Genomic DNA, 12,910 nt, shown 5'->3' on the forward strand with positions numbered 1-12,910 from the left:
GTGGCCCTGCGCTTCGCGGATGGGCGCGTGTTCACGGAGACCCGGCGGGAGGATGCCGCCTGAGCCCGATGCCGCCTCACGCTTCGTCCCGGCCGGGCGCGGCACCGGGCCGGAAGAACAGCCCCGCCTTCAGGCTGTCGCCGATGCGGTGCGCCCGCTCGGCCAGGGCGGCGGCGATCTCGGGCGCGAAGCGCTCGGCCGCCGTCGCCTCGAACAGGGCGAGCCAGCGGGCGAAGTGCTCCGGCCGGATCGCCCCGAGGGCTTGGTGCTTGCCGAAGGGGTTGCCCTTGTAGCGCCCGGTGCGCAGGAGCAGCGAGGACCAGAAGTCCCGGATGGTCGCCATGTGAAGCGGCCAGTCCGGATCGGGAATCGCCCCCGCGAAGACCGGCCCGATGAGCGGGTCGCCACGCACGCGCGCGTAGAAGGCATCGAGGAAGCGGGCGAGGCTCGCCTCGTCGAGGGTCGGCTCAGGGGTGACCGGGGACATGCAACCTCCGCTCTCATACGGTTTCCGGATGATCGCTTCGCGATGCGGAAATCGGCTTCGCTCAGTCGCCGCGCGGGCTTGTGATGGGTTTTCCGGAAGATCGCTCCCGGAAAACCCATCAGGGGCGTCGCCCTCCCGCCCGTCACGGGCGCCGCCTGCGGGATGAACCCGGCGTGTCCGGGACGGATCCGTGCTATGGCGCGCCGACCAGGGAACGACCGATGCTGACCCTCATCCGCCGCCGCGCGGCCGGCCTCCTCCTCGCCCTCGCCGCCGCGCTCGCCGGAGGGGCCTCCACGGCCGCCGAGCCGGTCTTCCCCGCCGCCGGGTCGATCGGTCTCGTGCCGCCGCCGGGGATGATTCCGGCCAAGGGCTTCGGCGGCTTCGAGCACGGCTCCGGCGCCGCGATCGTCATCGCCGAGATGCCGCCCGAGGCCTATGGGCCGATCGTGACGAAATTCACCGCCGAGGGCCTGCGCCCGACGGGCTTCGTCGTGCGCGGCGAGAGCGAGGCCTTGCCCGTTGCGGGCGGCGAGGGGCGGCTCCTGCGCGGCAGCCAGCAGGCGCATGGCCTCACCTACGCGAAATGGGTCGCCATCGTGACGGGCGGCAGCGGGACCGGGATCGTGACCGTGCAGGTGCCGGAGGGCGCGGCGGCGCAGGTTCCGGGCCCGGCCGTCGAGGCGGCCCTGCGCAGCATCGCCTTCCGCGCCCCGCAGAGCATCACCGAGCAGGTCGCGGCCTTGCCCTACACGGTGGGCGACTTCGCCGGGTTCCGGCCGGTGCTGGTGATGGCCGGCAGCACCCTGCTCCTCACCGAGGGCCCGAAGGGGGCCGATCCGGAGGGGACCCAACCCATGGTGGTGGTGGCGCCCTCGCTGGGGCAGGCGACGGGGGGCGCCGGACAGGAGAGCGCCATCGCCCGCAAGGCCCTCGGCAGCCTGCCGCAGGTGAAGGACCTCGCCGTCACCGGCGAGGAGCGCGCCGCGCGGGGCACGGGCGTCGTCGTGACGCTGCGGGGCTCGGGCAAGGATGCCCAGTCCGGGCGGGCGATCCGGGTGGTGCAGACGATGGTGTTCGACGCACGCGGCTCCCTGCGGGTCGTCGGCACGGCGGCGGCGGACCGGCCCGGGGCGATCGCCCGCGCCGAGCGCGTCGCGGCCTCGATCGCCTTCCGGTAGCCGCCGCGCGGACACGGGGGCGGATCGTCGCGCCGGCGCCCGGGCGGGAACCCGCCACCGCATCGCGGGACGCGATTGTGCGATGCGGAACCTCGCTCCGCCCCGGTCATTGCCCCTGCCGCAGGAGGTGATGTCCGATGCCGAACGTCGAATCACTGCTCGCGGTCCTGGCGGGGTGGCTCGCGTGGCTCCCCTGGTGGGCCGTCTGCCTCGTCCTGGTCGCCGGGTGCTGCGCGGTCGTGCTGCCGCTGCACCGGATCGCGACCCGGATCCTGGAGCGGGCCGTCCGGTCGCGCAGCCTGTTCTGGCGCTCCCTCGTGGCGCGGACCCACGGCCCGAGCCGGCTCGCCCTGCTGATCGTCGCGCTCAGCGCCGCCTCGGCGGCCGCGCCCCTTTCCTGGCAGGTGCGGATCGCGGTCAACCAGATCCTGATCGTCGCCCTCGTGACGCTGGTGGGCTGGTGCTGCGTCACGGCGCTCAACATCGCCTCCGTGATCTACCTGCGCGGCTACAAGCTCGACGCCGAGGACAACCTGCTGGCGCGCAAGCACGTGACCCAGGTCCGGCTCCTGAAGCGCGCCGCCGCCACGCTGGTCGTCCTCCTGACGGTCGCGGTCGCCCTGATGACCTTCGAGCCGGTCCGGCAATACGGCGTCAGCCTCCTCGCCTCGGCGGGGGCGGCCGGCCTGATCCTCGGCCTCGCCATGCAGCCGGTGCTCTCGAACCTCGTCGCCGGCATCCAGATCGCCGTGACGCAGCCGATCCGGATCGAGGACGCGATCATCGTCGAGAACGAGTGGGGCTGGGTCGAGGAGATCACCGCCACCTACGTGGTGGTGCGCCTCTGGGACTGGCGCCGGCTCGTCCTGCCGCTGACCTACTTCATCCAGAAGCCGTTCCAGAACTGGACCCGCGAGGGCTCCTCGCTCATCGGCAGCGTCATGCTCTACGTCGACCACGCGGCGCCGGTCGAGGCGATGCGGGGAAAGCTGCGCGAGATCGCCGCCGCCTCGAAGCTCTGGGACCGCAACGTGGTCAACCTGCAGGTCTCGGACGCGCGGGAGACCGTGATCGAGGTGCGGATGCTGGTGAGCGCGCGCAACGCACCGCAGGCCTGGGACCTGCGCTGCGAGGTGCGCGAGAAGATGATCGCCTTCCTGCGCAGCGAGCATCCCGAGGCGCTGCCGCGGCTGCGGTCGGAATGGACCAGCGCCGACCGGCTGATGGAGCGTCTGGAGGCGGGGAACCGCGTGCGGCGGGTGGCGTGACGGTCGCGCCCCGCGCTCAGGCCGCCGCCACCGCCGCGGGATGGGTCACCGTCTGGATGACCTCGAACCCTTCGAAGACCGGATGGCCGAGGGTGAGGGGCTGCGCGCCGGGCGCCCGGGCATGCGCCCGGCGGAAGGGCTCGGACCGGGTCCAGTCCTCGAAGGCCGCCCGCGACGCCCAGGTGGTGTGCGAGGCGTAGAGGATGTGATCCTCACGCTCCGGCCCGCGCAGCATGTGGAAGGCGATGAAGCCGGGGCTCTCGTGGAGGCTGCTCTCGCGCGTCAGCCAGACCTGCTCGAACGCCTCCGCCCTCTCCTTCAACACCTGAAAGCGGTTCATCGCGATGAACATCGGGGGCTCCGTCTCGGGGCGCCGCTTCCGGCGCCGGGAGCCACGGCCTAGCTCACCTTGCGCAACAGAAAAAGCCCTCTTAGGAGAGTTCATCGACAGTATCTGTTCTTTGGAATTGAGAAATTCTAAAGAGACGGCCACGGCAAAGATTGTAACATGTCCAAGCTTGACGCTGAAGAGAGCGAATCGACCGGAGTGGCGCCGGCGGAGGAGCGGAGCGCCGCGGCGGACACCGCGGTCAGCGCGGCCGCCCTGATGAACGGCCGGCGCGAGATCGTCATCCTGCATGCCGGCGCGCGCTACCGGTTGCGGATCACCGCCAACGACAAGCTGATCCTGACGAAATGACCGACGCCCCCGCCCCGCCCCGCTGGACCCGCCGCACCCTTCTCGCCGGCGCCCTCGGCTTCGCCGCCCTGCCCCGGCCGGCCGCCGCCGGGCCACCCGCCCGCATCGCCGCGCTCGGGGGCGCGGTGACCGAGATCCTCTATCGGCTGGGAGCCGCCGACCGGATCGCGGCGGTCGACACCACGAGCCTCTACCCGGCCGAGGCCCTGCGGGAGAAGCCGAATGTCGGCTACCTGCGGGCCCTGTCCGCGGAAGGGCTGCTCTCGGCCCGGCCGGACCTCGTCCTCGCCGCCGAGGGCGCCGGCCCACCCGACGTGCTCGCGCTCGTGCGGGAGGCCGGCATCCCCGTGGTCTCCGTCGCGGAGGCCCCGACGGAGGCGGGCGTCATCGAGCGGATCCTCGCCGTGGGCCGCAGTGCCGGCCTCGAGCGCGAGGCGGCGGCGCTGGCCGCGGAGGTGCGCGCCGACTTCGCCGCCCTCGCCGAGGAGCGCCGCCGCATCCGGCAGCCCGCCCGCGCCCTGGTGGTGCTGTCGCTCCAGAACGGGCGGGTGATGGCGGGCGGGCGCAACAGCACCGCGGACGGCATCCTGACACTCGCCGGCGCCGCCAATGCCGCGGCGGGAATCGAGGGCTTCAAGCCGATGGGCGACGAGGCGGTGATCGCCGCGGCCCCGGACGCGGTGGTGATGATGCGGACGGGCCACGGCGCGGCGACGCCCGAGAGCGTCTTCGCGCAGCCGGCCCTGAGCCAGACCCCGGCGGCCCGGCGGCACGCCCTCGTGACCCTGGACGGGCTCCTGCTGCTCGGCTTCGGCCCGCGCACGCCGCAGGCCGCGCGGGAACTGATGCGCGCGCTCTATCCCGACCTGCCGCGTGGCTGAGGCGCGGCCCGCCATGACACCCGCTACGACGCCCGCCGCCCTCCCGCGGCGAGGCGGGACCGCCGCCCTGTTCCTCGCCCTCGGCGCCCTCGCGGGGGCCGCGGCGCTCCTCTCCCTCGCCGCGGGCGCCGTCGCCATTCCGCCCGGGCGGGTCGCCGCCGTGCTCTGGACCGGCGGCGCGGATCCGGCCCTCGCCCGCGAGGCCTTCGTGGTCCTCAACATCCGCCTGCCGCGTACCCTGCTCGGCCTGATGGTCGGGGCGGCGCTCGCGGTCTCGGGTGCATTGATGCAGGGGCTCTTCCGCAACCCCCTGGCCGATCCCGGGCTCGTCGGTGTCTCGGCCGGGGCCGGGCTCGCGGCGGCGAGCGTGATCGTGGCCGGCGACCGGCTGCTCGCGATGCTCGGCCTGCCGGGCCCCCTCCCCTTCGCGGCGCTGCCGCTCGGCGCCTTCCTCGGAGGGCTCGCCACGACGGCCCTGCTCTACGCGCTCGCCACCCGTGCGGGCCGGACCTCGGTGGCGACGCTGCTGCTCGCCGGCCTCGCCCTCGGGGCGCTCGCGGGCGCGCTGACCGGAATCCTCGTGTATCTCTCGGACGACCGGCAATTGCGCGATCTCACCTTCTGGTCCCTGGGCAGTCTCGCCGGCGCCACCTGGGCGAAGGTGAACTTCAGCGCGCCCGCGATCCTGCCGGTGCTCGCCGCCGTGCCCTTCCTCGGGCGCGGCCTCAACGCCCTGGTTCTCGGCGAGGCGGAGGCCTTCCATCTCGGCGTGCCGGTGCAGGCGCTCAAGCGGGCCGCGATCCTCCTCGTCGCGGCGGCGGTGGGAGCGAGCGTCGCGGCGGCGGGGGTGATCGGCTTCGTCGGCCTCGTGGTGCCACACGTCCTGCGCCTCCTCGTCGGTCCCGAGCACCGCCGGCTGCTGCCCGCCGCGGCCCTGCTCGGCGGCGCATTGCTCGTCCTCGCGGACGTGGCGGCGCGCCTCGTCGCGAGCCCGGCGGAGCTGCCGATCGGCATCGTCACCGCCCTCCTCGGGGCGCCGGTCTTCCTGTGGCTGCTGATGGGACGCGCCCGTGTCCTCGACGTCTGACGCGCTGGTCGAGGCCCGCGGGGTGGATTTCGCGACGGGCGGGCGCCCCCTCGTCCGCGACGTCTCGCTGATCCTGGCACCGGGCACGCTCCAGGTGATCGTGGGGCCGAACGGGGCGGGCAAGTCGACCCTGCTGCGCCTGCTCGCGGGGGAGATCGCGCCCATGCGGGGCACCGTCACCTATGCGGGAGAGGCCGTGGGCCGGATCCCGGCCTGGCGCCTCGCCACCTTGCGCGCCGTGCTGCCCCAGGCCGCGCGGCTCGCCTTCCCGTTCACGGCAGCCGAGGTGGCGCGGATCGGCCTCGACGGGATCGGGCGCGGCCTCACGGCCGGGGACCGCGCCACGATCCTCGCCGAGGCCCTGGCGCGGGCGGACGTGGCCCATCTCGCGAGCCGCACCTATCCGAGCCTGTCGGGGGGCGAGCAGGCCCGGGTGCAGTTCGCCCGCGTGCTCTGCCAGCTCGCCGCCGGGCGCAGCGTGGCGCGCCGGCAGGTCCTGTTCCTCGACGAGCCGACCGCCAGCCTCGACCTGCGCCATCAGGCCGGCCTTCTCGACACGGCGAGGGCGCTCGCGGATGCGGGAACGGCGGTGCTCGCCATCCTGCACGACCTCAATCTCGCGGCGGCCTATGCGGACACGCTCATCGTCCTGCACGACGGCCGGCTCGTCGAGCGCGGGCCGCCCGGTGCGATCCTGCGCGACGACCTCGTCGAGCGCATCTTCGGAATCGGCTGGCCGGTGGGGCGGCTGCCGCCGCCGGACCAGCCCTTCGTGCTGCCGCGCCGCACTGTGGCAGGCACGCCACAATCCACCGCGGCGCAATCCGGAACTGGACCAATGCGAGATCCCGGCAGGGGCAGTCTGGAATCGGGCTAAACACCGATCCCCATTGGATTTCTTGATCTCCGGACAGCTTTGCGGCCAAGGTTTCCGGCACGCGAGCCAGCCAGCCCTCCGCCAGCCAGCCAGCCGACCCGATCGCCTGTCCTGCCTTGCGGATCCCCGTTCCATGCCCTCGCCCCATGCTGCGTCCCCGCGCCGAGCCGCCTCCCTCGCCCTCGGCAGCTCGCTCCTCGCCCTCACCGCAGCGCAAGCCCAGACCGCTCCCCCCACCACCGGCACCATCGACCTCGACACCATCACGGTGACCGCGACGAAGACGCCCGAGACGGCGATCGACGCCCTGTCGGGCACGAGCGTGATCACCCGCGAGCAGATCCGCCGCCTTCAGCCGAGCCGCCTCTCGGACGTGCTGCGCGACGTGCCCGGCGTGACCACCCAGGAGAACCAGAACGATCCGGCCCAGGCGATCAACATCCGCGGCCTGCAGGATTTCGGGCGCGTGAACGTGCTGGTGGACGGCGCCCGCCAGAACTTCCAGACCTCGGGCCACGCGGCGAACGGGGTGTTCTACCTCGATCCGGAACTGGTGGGCGGCGTCGACATCACCCGCGGGCCGACCTCGACCATCTACGGCTCGGGCGCCATCGGCGGCGTCGTGGCCTTCCGGACGCGCTCGGTCGACGACATCCTGCTCCCCGACGAGCGGATGGGCGCGGTGCAGAAATGGTCCTTCGGCTCGAACGGCCAGCGCTTCCTGAACTCCACGGCGGTCGGCGCGCGGATCGGCACCGCGGCGGACATCTTCGGCCAGTTCGTCTACCGCAACGCCACCCCCTACCGGGACGGCGGCGGCACGCTGGTGCCGGACACGGGCAGCGAGCTGCAAGCCGGCCTCGCCAAGGTCAACCTCCGGCCCGCCGACGGGCACGAGATCAGCGGCACCGCCCTCGTCCAGAACTTCGACTTCACCAACCGGGGCTCCAGCAACGCGGGCGCGCGCTTCGCCAACGCGGTGGCGGCCGACACCTACACGCTCGGCTACCGGTTCGCCCGGCCCGACGTGCCGCTGATCGATTTCTCGGCCAAGGGCTACACCACCACGACGCATAACCGGCTGACCTTCCTGCAGGACACCGCGAGCGGCCTCTACGGCCAGCTCGGTGCGCGCGCCGGCAGCCGGCTCGACTACGACATCGAGAGTCCCGGCTTCGACGTCCACAACACCGCGCGCTTCGACACCTTCGCGCTCAGCCACGCCCTCACCATCGGCGGCGACGGGGTCTTCGACCGGGTGCGGACCTCGGACCAGGCCGGCGGGTTCGGCGCCGCCTTCACGCCCTCCGGCACGCGCACGCTCACGGGCGCCTTCATCCAGGACGAGGTGCGCTACGGCGGCTGGCTGCGCGTGATCGGCGCCCTGCGCTACGACCAGTACGAGCTGTCGGGCGGGACCTACCGGTCGAGCGGCGAGCGGGTCTCGCCGAAAATCACCGTCGGCGTCTCGCCGCTGCCGTGGATCGAGCTCTACGCCACCTACGCGGAGGGCTACCGCGCGCCCTCGGTGACCGAGACCCTGGTGCAGGGCATCCACCCCTTCCCGGCCTTCACCATCCTGCCGAACCCGGCTCTACGCCCGGAAGTCGCGCACAACGTCGAGGGCGGCATCAACCTGAAGGCCGACGACGTGCTGCGGCCGGGCGACGCCGTGCGGGCCAAGCTCAACGTCTTCGCCAACACGGTCGACGACTTCATCAACATCCAGACGGTCGGACCGACCTACTTCGTCCCGGCGATCGCCGGCATTCCCGCCTCGATCTGCGCGCGCATCCCCGGCCGCTTTCCCTGCGTGATCCCGGTCCAGTCCTACCAGTACCTCAACATCGCGCAGGCCCAGCTCAACGGCGTCGAACTCGAAGGCACCTACGATTGGGGCGGGGGCTTCGCCACGCTGGCGGCGACCCACACGCAGGGGCGCGACCGCGCCACCGGCCAGACCCTGCTCACCGTGCCGCCGGATCGCATCAGCACGACGCTCGGCCTGCGCTTCCTCGGCGGCGACCTGACGCTCGGCACGCGCCTGACCTTCGTGGCGCCGCGCCGGGACGTTCCGGCGGGCTCGACCGTCCTGGCAACGCGGGGCTACGGCCTCGTGGACCTGTTCGCCTCCTATCAGGCGACGGACCGCATCCGCGCCGACTTCATCCTCCAGAACGCCTTCGACCGGCGCTACACGCAGTACCTCAACCTGCTGCCGAGCCCCGGCCTCACCGCCAAGGCGGCGGTCAGCATCAAGTTCGCGACGCAGTGAGAGCGGCGTCTGAATGTTGCCCCTTCCCCAAGGTCCCACTCCGTCATCTTGACGGATCGCGATCACGGTGAGGAAATCGCGATCCTCCCCAGGAGGACGCGATGCTCTCCCACGTCCATATCGGCATCCACGACTTCGACCGGGCCTTCGCCTTCTACGCCGCCGTGCTGCCCGAACTCGGCTGGCGGCTGAAATTCGTCGAGCGCGCGCGCCCCTGGGCGGGCTGGCAGCCCGGGGCAGCGGACAGGCCGCTGCTCCTCGTCGGCACGCCCTACGACCGCGCGCCGGCCTCGGCCGGGAACGGGCAGATGGTGGCGCTGCTCGCCCCGTCCCGGGCCGCCGTGGACGCGTTCTACGATCTCGCCCTCGCCCACGGCGCCACCGGCGACGGCGAGCCCGGGCTCAGGACCGAGTACCACCCGCATTATTACGGCGCCTACCTGCGCGATCCGGACGGCAACAAGCTCGGGGTGTGCTGCCACCACCCGGGCTGACGTCCCTCACTTCACCTGCTGCTTGTCCAGCTTGCGGGCGAGGGTGCGGCGGTGCATGCCGAGGCGGCGGGCCGTTTCGGAGATGTTGAAGTCCGTCGCCACCAGCATCTCGTGGATGCGCTCCCATTCGAGCGTCTTGATCGAGGTCGGGCGGTCGGTGAGCGAGACGTCGACGTTGCCCTCGGCCTTCGAGAAGGCCGCCTCGATGTCGTCGGTGTTGGCGGGCTTGGCGAGGTAGTGGCAGGCGCCGAGCTTGATCGCCTCCACGGCCGTGGCGATGCTGGCATAGCCCGTGAGCACCACGGTCAGGATCCCGGGATCGCGGTCGTGCAGCGCCTTGACGCAGGCCAGCCCCGATTCGCCCGCGAGCTTGAGGTCCACCACGGCGAAATGCGGCATGCGCGCCGCGAGCAGCGCCTCCAGCGCCTCCAGCCCGGCCACGCTCACCACCGTGTAGCCCCGCCGCTCGAAGGAGCGGGCGAGGGTCGCGGCGAAACGCGCATCGTCCTCGACGAGGACGAGCAGACGCTCCTCGGCCTTCCCGGTCGCCGCCATCTCAGACCGAGAGCACCGAGAGCGGCAGGCTGATGGTCACGACAGCACCTCCCTGGTCGCGGTTGCGGGCCGACACCGTGCCTCCGAGCTTACGCACGACATTGACCACGAGGAACAGGCCGAGCCCGCCGCCGAGGCGGCCCTTGCTCGACGTGTAGGGCTGGCCGAGCCGCGCCAGCATCTCCGGCGCGAAGCCCGGCCCGCGGTCGGCCACCGAGAGACGGAGGGCGTCGCCCTCCCGATCCACCGTCAGCTCCACGAAGTGCGGCGACATGTCGAGGGCGTTGTCGAGGACGTTGAAGACGACCTGCTTCAACGCGGTGTCGGAGACGATCGCCTGATCCTCGCCGAACACGTCGCGCAGCCGCAAGCCCCCGCAGGCGCGCATGCGGCGCCACTCGGTCACGAGTTCGGTCACGAAGCCGCGCACGCTGGTGAGATGCGAGGCCTCGCCCCGGGCGGTGCCCGCCGCGAGCAGGATGCCGGTGACGATGGCCTTGCAGCGCCCCACCGCCTCCTGCATCTCCTCGATCTCCCGGGCGATCTCGGGGGAGCGCGTGAGGTCCGGCATGCGCCGCCAATCCCCGAGGATCACGGAGAGGGAGGACAGGGGCGTGCCGAGTTCGTGCGCCGCCCCCGAGGCGAGCAGGCCCATGCGCACGATGTGGTCCTCCTCGGCGGCCCGCTGGCGCAGGGCGGCGAGGCGCGCGTCGCGCTCGCGCAGGTTCCGCGAGATCCGGGTCACGAAGACCGCGATCAGGGACGCGTTGAGCACGAACCCGACCAGCATGCCGATCAGGTAGAGGTCGAACAGCTCCCCCTCGCTCCCGGCCGGCAGCACGAGGGGCCGGTAGGCGAGCGTCAGCCCGACGAGGGCCGCCGCGGTGAGGGCGACGAGGCAGGCCGTCGCGTAGCGGTTCAGCAGCACCGCCCCGAGGGTGAGCTGCAGGAGGAACAGCGCGGTGAAGGGATTGGTGGCCCCGCCGCTGAGGTAGAGCTGGGCGGTGAGGGCCGCGACGTCGAGGAGGAGCGTGACGAAGAGCCCGCCCTCCGTGACGGTCGAGCCGCGCTTGAGCCAGGCGAAACCGAGGAGGTTGAGGAGGACCTGACCGGCGAGGACCGCGCTCATCGGGCCGAGCGGCAGCGCGATGCCCAGGACCCCCTCCGCCACCGCGATGGTGACGACCTGGCCGGCCACCGCGATCCAGCGCAGCTGCCAGAGCAGCATCAGGTTCTTGCGGGCGCTGTCGTCCTCGCCCGCCGGAGCGGGATCCTCGGGCCGGAACGGCGCGGCGAGCCGCGCCGCCAGCCGGGCGAGCACCTCCGCCGCCGAGCCCCGGCGGCCCTCCGGCGCGGCCCCGCTCACGGGCGCGGCTCCCGCAGCAGGCGGAAGACCGCGTAGGCCGACAGGGCGGAGAGCGCGAACCACGTCAGCGCGTAGACGAGATGGGTGTTGCGGAACGCGACCACCGTGAGGCCGCCGATCGGCTGGCCCGGCCCGTTGGCGGAGGCGTCGGCGTCGATGAAGAACGGGGCGACAGGCCCGAGGCCGCGGGCCGCCGCGATCGCCGCGACGTCGCGGGAGAACCAGCGGTCCGCCGCCGGATCGTTGCTGCGCAGGAAGGCGCCGCCCGGCTCCGGCATCCGCATCAGGCCGCGGACCGTCACCGGCTCCGCCTCGCCGCCCGGCGGCGGATGCCAGCCCGCGGGGACGAAGCCGCGATTGATCAGGATGGTGTCGCCCGCCGCGGTGACGAGGGGCACGAGCAGCCAGAAGCCCGGCCCGTGCTCGGTGACCGCCATGACGCGCACGGCGCGGTCGGGAAGGAAGCGGCCCCGGGCGACGACCCGGCGGTACTCGTCGGCGGCCGGCGCGATTTCCGGCCACGCGGCCCGCCCCGGCGCCGGGACGGGCGCCGCCGCGAGCCGGGCCTCGACCCGGGCGATGAGGTCGAGCTTCCAGGCCCGGCGCTCGATCTGCCAGATGCCGAGGGCGAGGCAGAGGATCGCCGCCGCGAGGGGCAGCGCGGCGATCAGGAATCCGCGCCGCCCCCGCGCGGGAAGCGGCGCGGCCGTCGCCTGCGTCACGGCATGGTGCGCATGTCGTGCGGCATCGGCATCATGTTGGTGTTGAGGTGGTACATCACCCATAGCGAGCCCGACAGCACGATCACGACGAGGACGAGCGTGAAGATCAGCGCCATCATCGTCCAGCCGCCTTCCGAGCGGGCGTTCATGTGCAGGAAGTAGATCATGTGCACCACGATCTGCACCACCGCGAAGGCCATGACGACGAGGGCGGTCACGGTCGCGTCGGCGATGACGTGGCCCATCACCAGCCAGAACGGGATCGCGGTCAGCACCACCGACAGCCAGAAGCCGGTCAGGTAGCCGCGGCGGGAGCCGTGGCCCGCCTCGTGGTGGTCGTGCGCGACCTCGACGTGGACGGCGTCGGACGCCTCGGTGCGCGCGCTCATCGCAGGGATCCCATCAGGTAGACGAAGGTGAAGACGCCGATCCAGATCACGTCGAGGAAGTGCCAGAACATGCTGAGGCACATCAGCCGGCGGCGATTGGCCGGGACGAGGCCGCGCTCGCGCACCTGCACCACCAGCGTCACCAGCCAGATCAGGCCGAAGGTGACGTGCAGGCCGTGGGTCCCGACCAGGGTGAAGAAGGAGGACAGGAAGGCGCTGCGCTGGGGCGTCGCCCCCTCGTGGATGAGATGCGCGAACTCGAAGAGTTCGAGTCCCACGAAGGCGAGGCCGAACAGGCCGGTGATCGCGAGCCAGCGCAGCGTGCCGTCCTGGTTGTCCTTCTCCATCTCCAGCATGGCGAAGCCATAGGTGATGGAGGAGAGGAGCAGCATGGTGGTGTTCACCGCCACCAGCGGCAGGTTGAACAGGTCCGCCCCGGACGGCCCCGCCGCGTAGTTGCGCCCCAGCACCCCATAGGTCGCGAACAGGATCGCGAAGATGAGGCAGTCGCTCATCAGGTAGAGCCAGAAGCCGAGCATGGTCCCGCCCTCGGCGTGGCCGTGCTCGTCGGCGACGTAGAAGCGCAGCTCCTGATCCGTCGCCGATGCCGTGTGCGTGTGTGCCATGG

Annotated in this window: 16 protein-coding genes (1 of these 16 cut by a window edge); 9 read left to right on the forward strand and 7 right to left on the reverse strand. The window is 72.4% G+C overall.

Annotation, left to right across the window (positions count from 1 at the left end; genetic code table 11):
* Positions 1 to 63: the end of a DEAD/DEAH box helicase gene (locus tag ACE101_RS00040; protein WP_379125481.1), read on the forward strand. Its footprint begins 1,590 nt before the window's first position; the window shows 63 of its 1,653 coding nt (coding positions 1,591-1,653); its start codon lies off the left edge, out of view; its stop codon occupies positions 61 to 63.
* 13 nt (positions 64 to 76) lie between these two features.
* On the opposite strand, the gene ACE101_RS00045 is transcribed toward ACE101_RS00040, so the two are convergent.
* On the reverse strand, positions 77 to 487 hold the full coding sequence (locus tag ACE101_RS00045) for a group III truncated hemoglobin (RefSeq protein ID WP_379125482.1): 411 nt from the start codon (positions 485 to 487) through the stop codon (positions 77 to 79).
* 221 nt (positions 488 to 708) lie between these two features.
* Here ACE101_RS00045 and ACE101_RS00050 point away from each other — a divergent pair, with 221 nt between their 5' ends.
* Both ACE101_RS00050 and ACE101_RS00055 read left to right on the forward strand, forming a co-directional pair.
* On the forward strand, positions 709 to 1,668 hold the full coding sequence (locus ACE101_RS00050) for a hypothetical protein (RefSeq protein ID WP_379125483.1): 960 nt from the start codon (positions 709 to 711) through the stop codon (positions 1,666 to 1,668).
* A gap of 137 nt (positions 1,669 to 1,805) precedes the next feature.
* Positions 1,806 to 2,936 carry a mechanosensitive ion channel family protein gene (locus tag ACE101_RS00055; RefSeq protein WP_379125484.1) on the forward strand — a complete coding sequence of 377 codons (1,131 nt, stop codon included), beginning with the start codon at positions 1,806 to 1,808 and terminating at the stop codon, positions 2,934 to 2,936.
* Between the two features lie 16 nt (positions 2,937 to 2,952).
* Here ACE101_RS00055 and hmuQ read toward each other — a convergent pair whose 3' ends face one another.
* A complete protein-coding gene (gene hmuQ, locus ACE101_RS00060; RefSeq protein WP_379125486.1) occupies positions 2,953 to 3,288 on the reverse strand; it encodes a heme-degrading protein HmuQ in 336 nt (111 codons plus the stop codon).
* Positions 3,289 to 3,444: 156 nt separating this feature from the next.
* On the opposite strand from hmuQ, the gene hemP reads away from it, so the two are divergent.
* The 6 genes from hemP (at position 3,445) to ACE101_RS00090 (ending at position 9,250) form a co-directional block, all read left to right on the forward strand.
* Positions 3,445 to 3,636, forward strand: coding sequence for a hemin uptake protein HemP (gene hemP / locus ACE101_RS00065; RefSeq protein ID WP_379125487.1), 192 nt, complete (start codon positions 3,445 to 3,447; stop codon positions 3,634 to 3,636).
* Positions 3,633 to 4,517, forward strand: coding sequence for a heme/hemin ABC transporter substrate-binding protein (locus ACE101_RS00070; protein WP_379125488.1), 885 nt, complete (start codon positions 3,633 to 3,635; stop codon positions 4,515 to 4,517). Before hemP ends, ACE101_RS00070 begins: the two co-directional genes overlap by 4 nt.
* 13 nt (positions 4,518 to 4,530) lie before the next feature.
* Entirely contained in the window at positions 4,531 to 5,604 is a 1,074-nt protein-coding gene (locus ACE101_RS00075) for a FecCD family ABC transporter permease (RefSeq protein ID WP_379125489.1), read from the forward strand.
* Positions 5,588 to 6,481, forward strand: a complete 894-nt coding sequence (locus tag ACE101_RS00080; RefSeq protein WP_379125490.1) for a heme ABC transporter ATP-binding protein — start codon at positions 5,588 to 5,590, stop codon at positions 6,479 to 6,481. Before ACE101_RS00075 ends, ACE101_RS00080 begins: the two co-directional genes overlap by 17 nt.
* A gap of 133 nt (positions 6,482 to 6,614) precedes the next feature.
* Positions 6,615 to 8,756: a TonB-dependent hemoglobin/transferrin/lactoferrin family receptor gene (locus ACE101_RS00085; protein ID WP_379125491.1), complete on the forward strand. Its 2,142-nt coding sequence runs from the start codon at positions 6,615 to 6,617 to the stop codon at positions 8,754 to 8,756.
* Between the two features lie 101 nt (positions 8,757 to 8,857).
* Entirely contained in the window at positions 8,858 to 9,250 is a 393-nt protein-coding gene (locus tag ACE101_RS00090; RefSeq protein ID WP_379125492.1) for a VOC family protein, read from the forward strand.
* A 6-nt stretch (positions 9,251 to 9,256) separates the two neighbouring features.
* Here the strand turns inward: ACE101_RS00090 and ACE101_RS00095 are convergent, their stop codons facing one another.
* The 5 genes from ACE101_RS00095 to cyoC are packed head-to-tail and all read right to left on the reverse strand — an operon-like array spanning position 9,257 to position 12,908.
* Positions 9,257 to 9,805, reverse strand: coding sequence for a response regulator transcription factor (locus ACE101_RS00095; RefSeq protein WP_379125493.1), 549 nt, complete (start codon positions 9,803 to 9,805; stop codon positions 9,257 to 9,259).
* Position 9,806: 1 nt separating this feature from the next.
* Positions 9,807 to 11,114 (reverse strand): ATP-binding protein, encoded by a 1,308-nt coding sequence (locus ACE101_RS00100; RefSeq protein ID WP_379138391.1) that lies wholly within the window; start codon positions 11,112 to 11,114, stop codon positions 9,807 to 9,809.
* A 53-nt stretch (positions 11,115 to 11,167) separates the two neighbouring features.
* Positions 11,168 to 11,893 (reverse strand): SURF1 family protein, encoded by a 726-nt coding sequence (locus ACE101_RS00105; RefSeq protein WP_379125494.1) that lies wholly within the window; start codon positions 11,891 to 11,893, stop codon positions 11,168 to 11,170.
* Entirely contained in the window at positions 11,890 to 12,282 is a 393-nt protein-coding gene (gene cyoD, locus ACE101_RS00110; protein WP_379125495.1) for a cytochrome o ubiquinol oxidase subunit IV, read from the reverse strand. The genes ACE101_RS00105 and cyoD overlap by 4 nt, the downstream gene beginning before the upstream one ends.
* On the reverse strand, positions 12,279 to 12,908 hold the full coding sequence (cyoC, locus tag ACE101_RS00115; RefSeq protein WP_379125496.1) for a cytochrome o ubiquinol oxidase subunit III: 630 nt from the start codon (positions 12,906 to 12,908) through the stop codon (positions 12,279 to 12,281). Before cyoC ends, cyoD begins: the two co-directional genes overlap by 4 nt.
* Between the last annotated feature and the right edge of the window lie 2 nt (positions 12,909 to 12,910).

It is taken from the genome of Methylobacterium carpenticola, assembly GCF_042748905.1.
Classification (GTDB): domain Bacteria; phylum Pseudomonadota; class Alphaproteobacteria; order Rhizobiales; family Beijerinckiaceae; genus Methylobacterium; species Methylobacterium carpenticola.

Excerpts from the sequence above, each read along its gene's own strand:
- ACE101_RS00045 (WP_379125482.1), bottom strand. The coding sequence starts at position 487 with ATGTCCCCGGTCACCCCTGAGCCGACCCTCGACGAGGCGAGCCTCGCC.
- ACE101_RS00050 (WP_379125483.1), top strand. The coding sequence starts at position 709 with ATGCTGACCCTCATCCGCCGCCGCGCGGCCGGCCTCCTCCTCGCCCTC.
- ACE101_RS00055 (WP_379125484.1), top strand. The coding sequence starts at position 1,806 with ATGCCGAACGTCGAATCACTGCTCGCGGTCCTGGCGGGGTGGCTCGCG.
- hmuQ (WP_379125486.1), bottom strand. The coding sequence starts at position 3,288 with ATGTTCATCGCGATGAACCGCTTTCAGGTGTTGAAGGAGAGGGCGGAG.
- hemP (WP_379125487.1), top strand. The coding sequence starts at position 3,445 with ATGTCCAAGCTTGACGCTGAAGAGAGCGAATCGACCGGAGTGGCGCCG.
- ACE101_RS00070 (WP_379125488.1), top strand. The coding sequence starts at position 3,633 with ATGACCGACGCCCCCGCCCCGCCCCGCTGGACCCGCCGCACCCTTCTC.
- ACE101_RS00075 (WP_379125489.1), top strand. The coding sequence starts at position 4,531 with ATGACACCCGCTACGACGCCCGCCGCCCTCCCGCGGCGAGGCGGGACC.
- ACE101_RS00085 (WP_379125491.1), top strand. The coding sequence starts at position 6,615 with ATGCCCTCGCCCCATGCTGCGTCCCCGCGCCGAGCCGCCTCCCTCGCC.
- ACE101_RS00090 (WP_379125492.1), top strand. The coding sequence starts at position 8,858 with ATGCTCTCCCACGTCCATATCGGCATCCACGACTTCGACCGGGCCTTC.
- ACE101_RS00095 (WP_379125493.1), bottom strand. The coding sequence starts at position 9,805 with ATGGCGGCGACCGGGAAGGCCGAGGAGCGTCTGCTCGTCCTCGTCGAG.
- cyoD (WP_379125495.1), bottom strand. The coding sequence starts at position 12,282 with ATGAGCGCGCGCACCGAGGCGTCCGACGCCGTCCACGTCGAGGTCGCG.
- cyoC (WP_379125496.1), bottom strand. The coding sequence starts at position 12,908 with ATGGCACACACGCACACGGCATCGGCGACGGATCAGGAGCTGCGCTTC.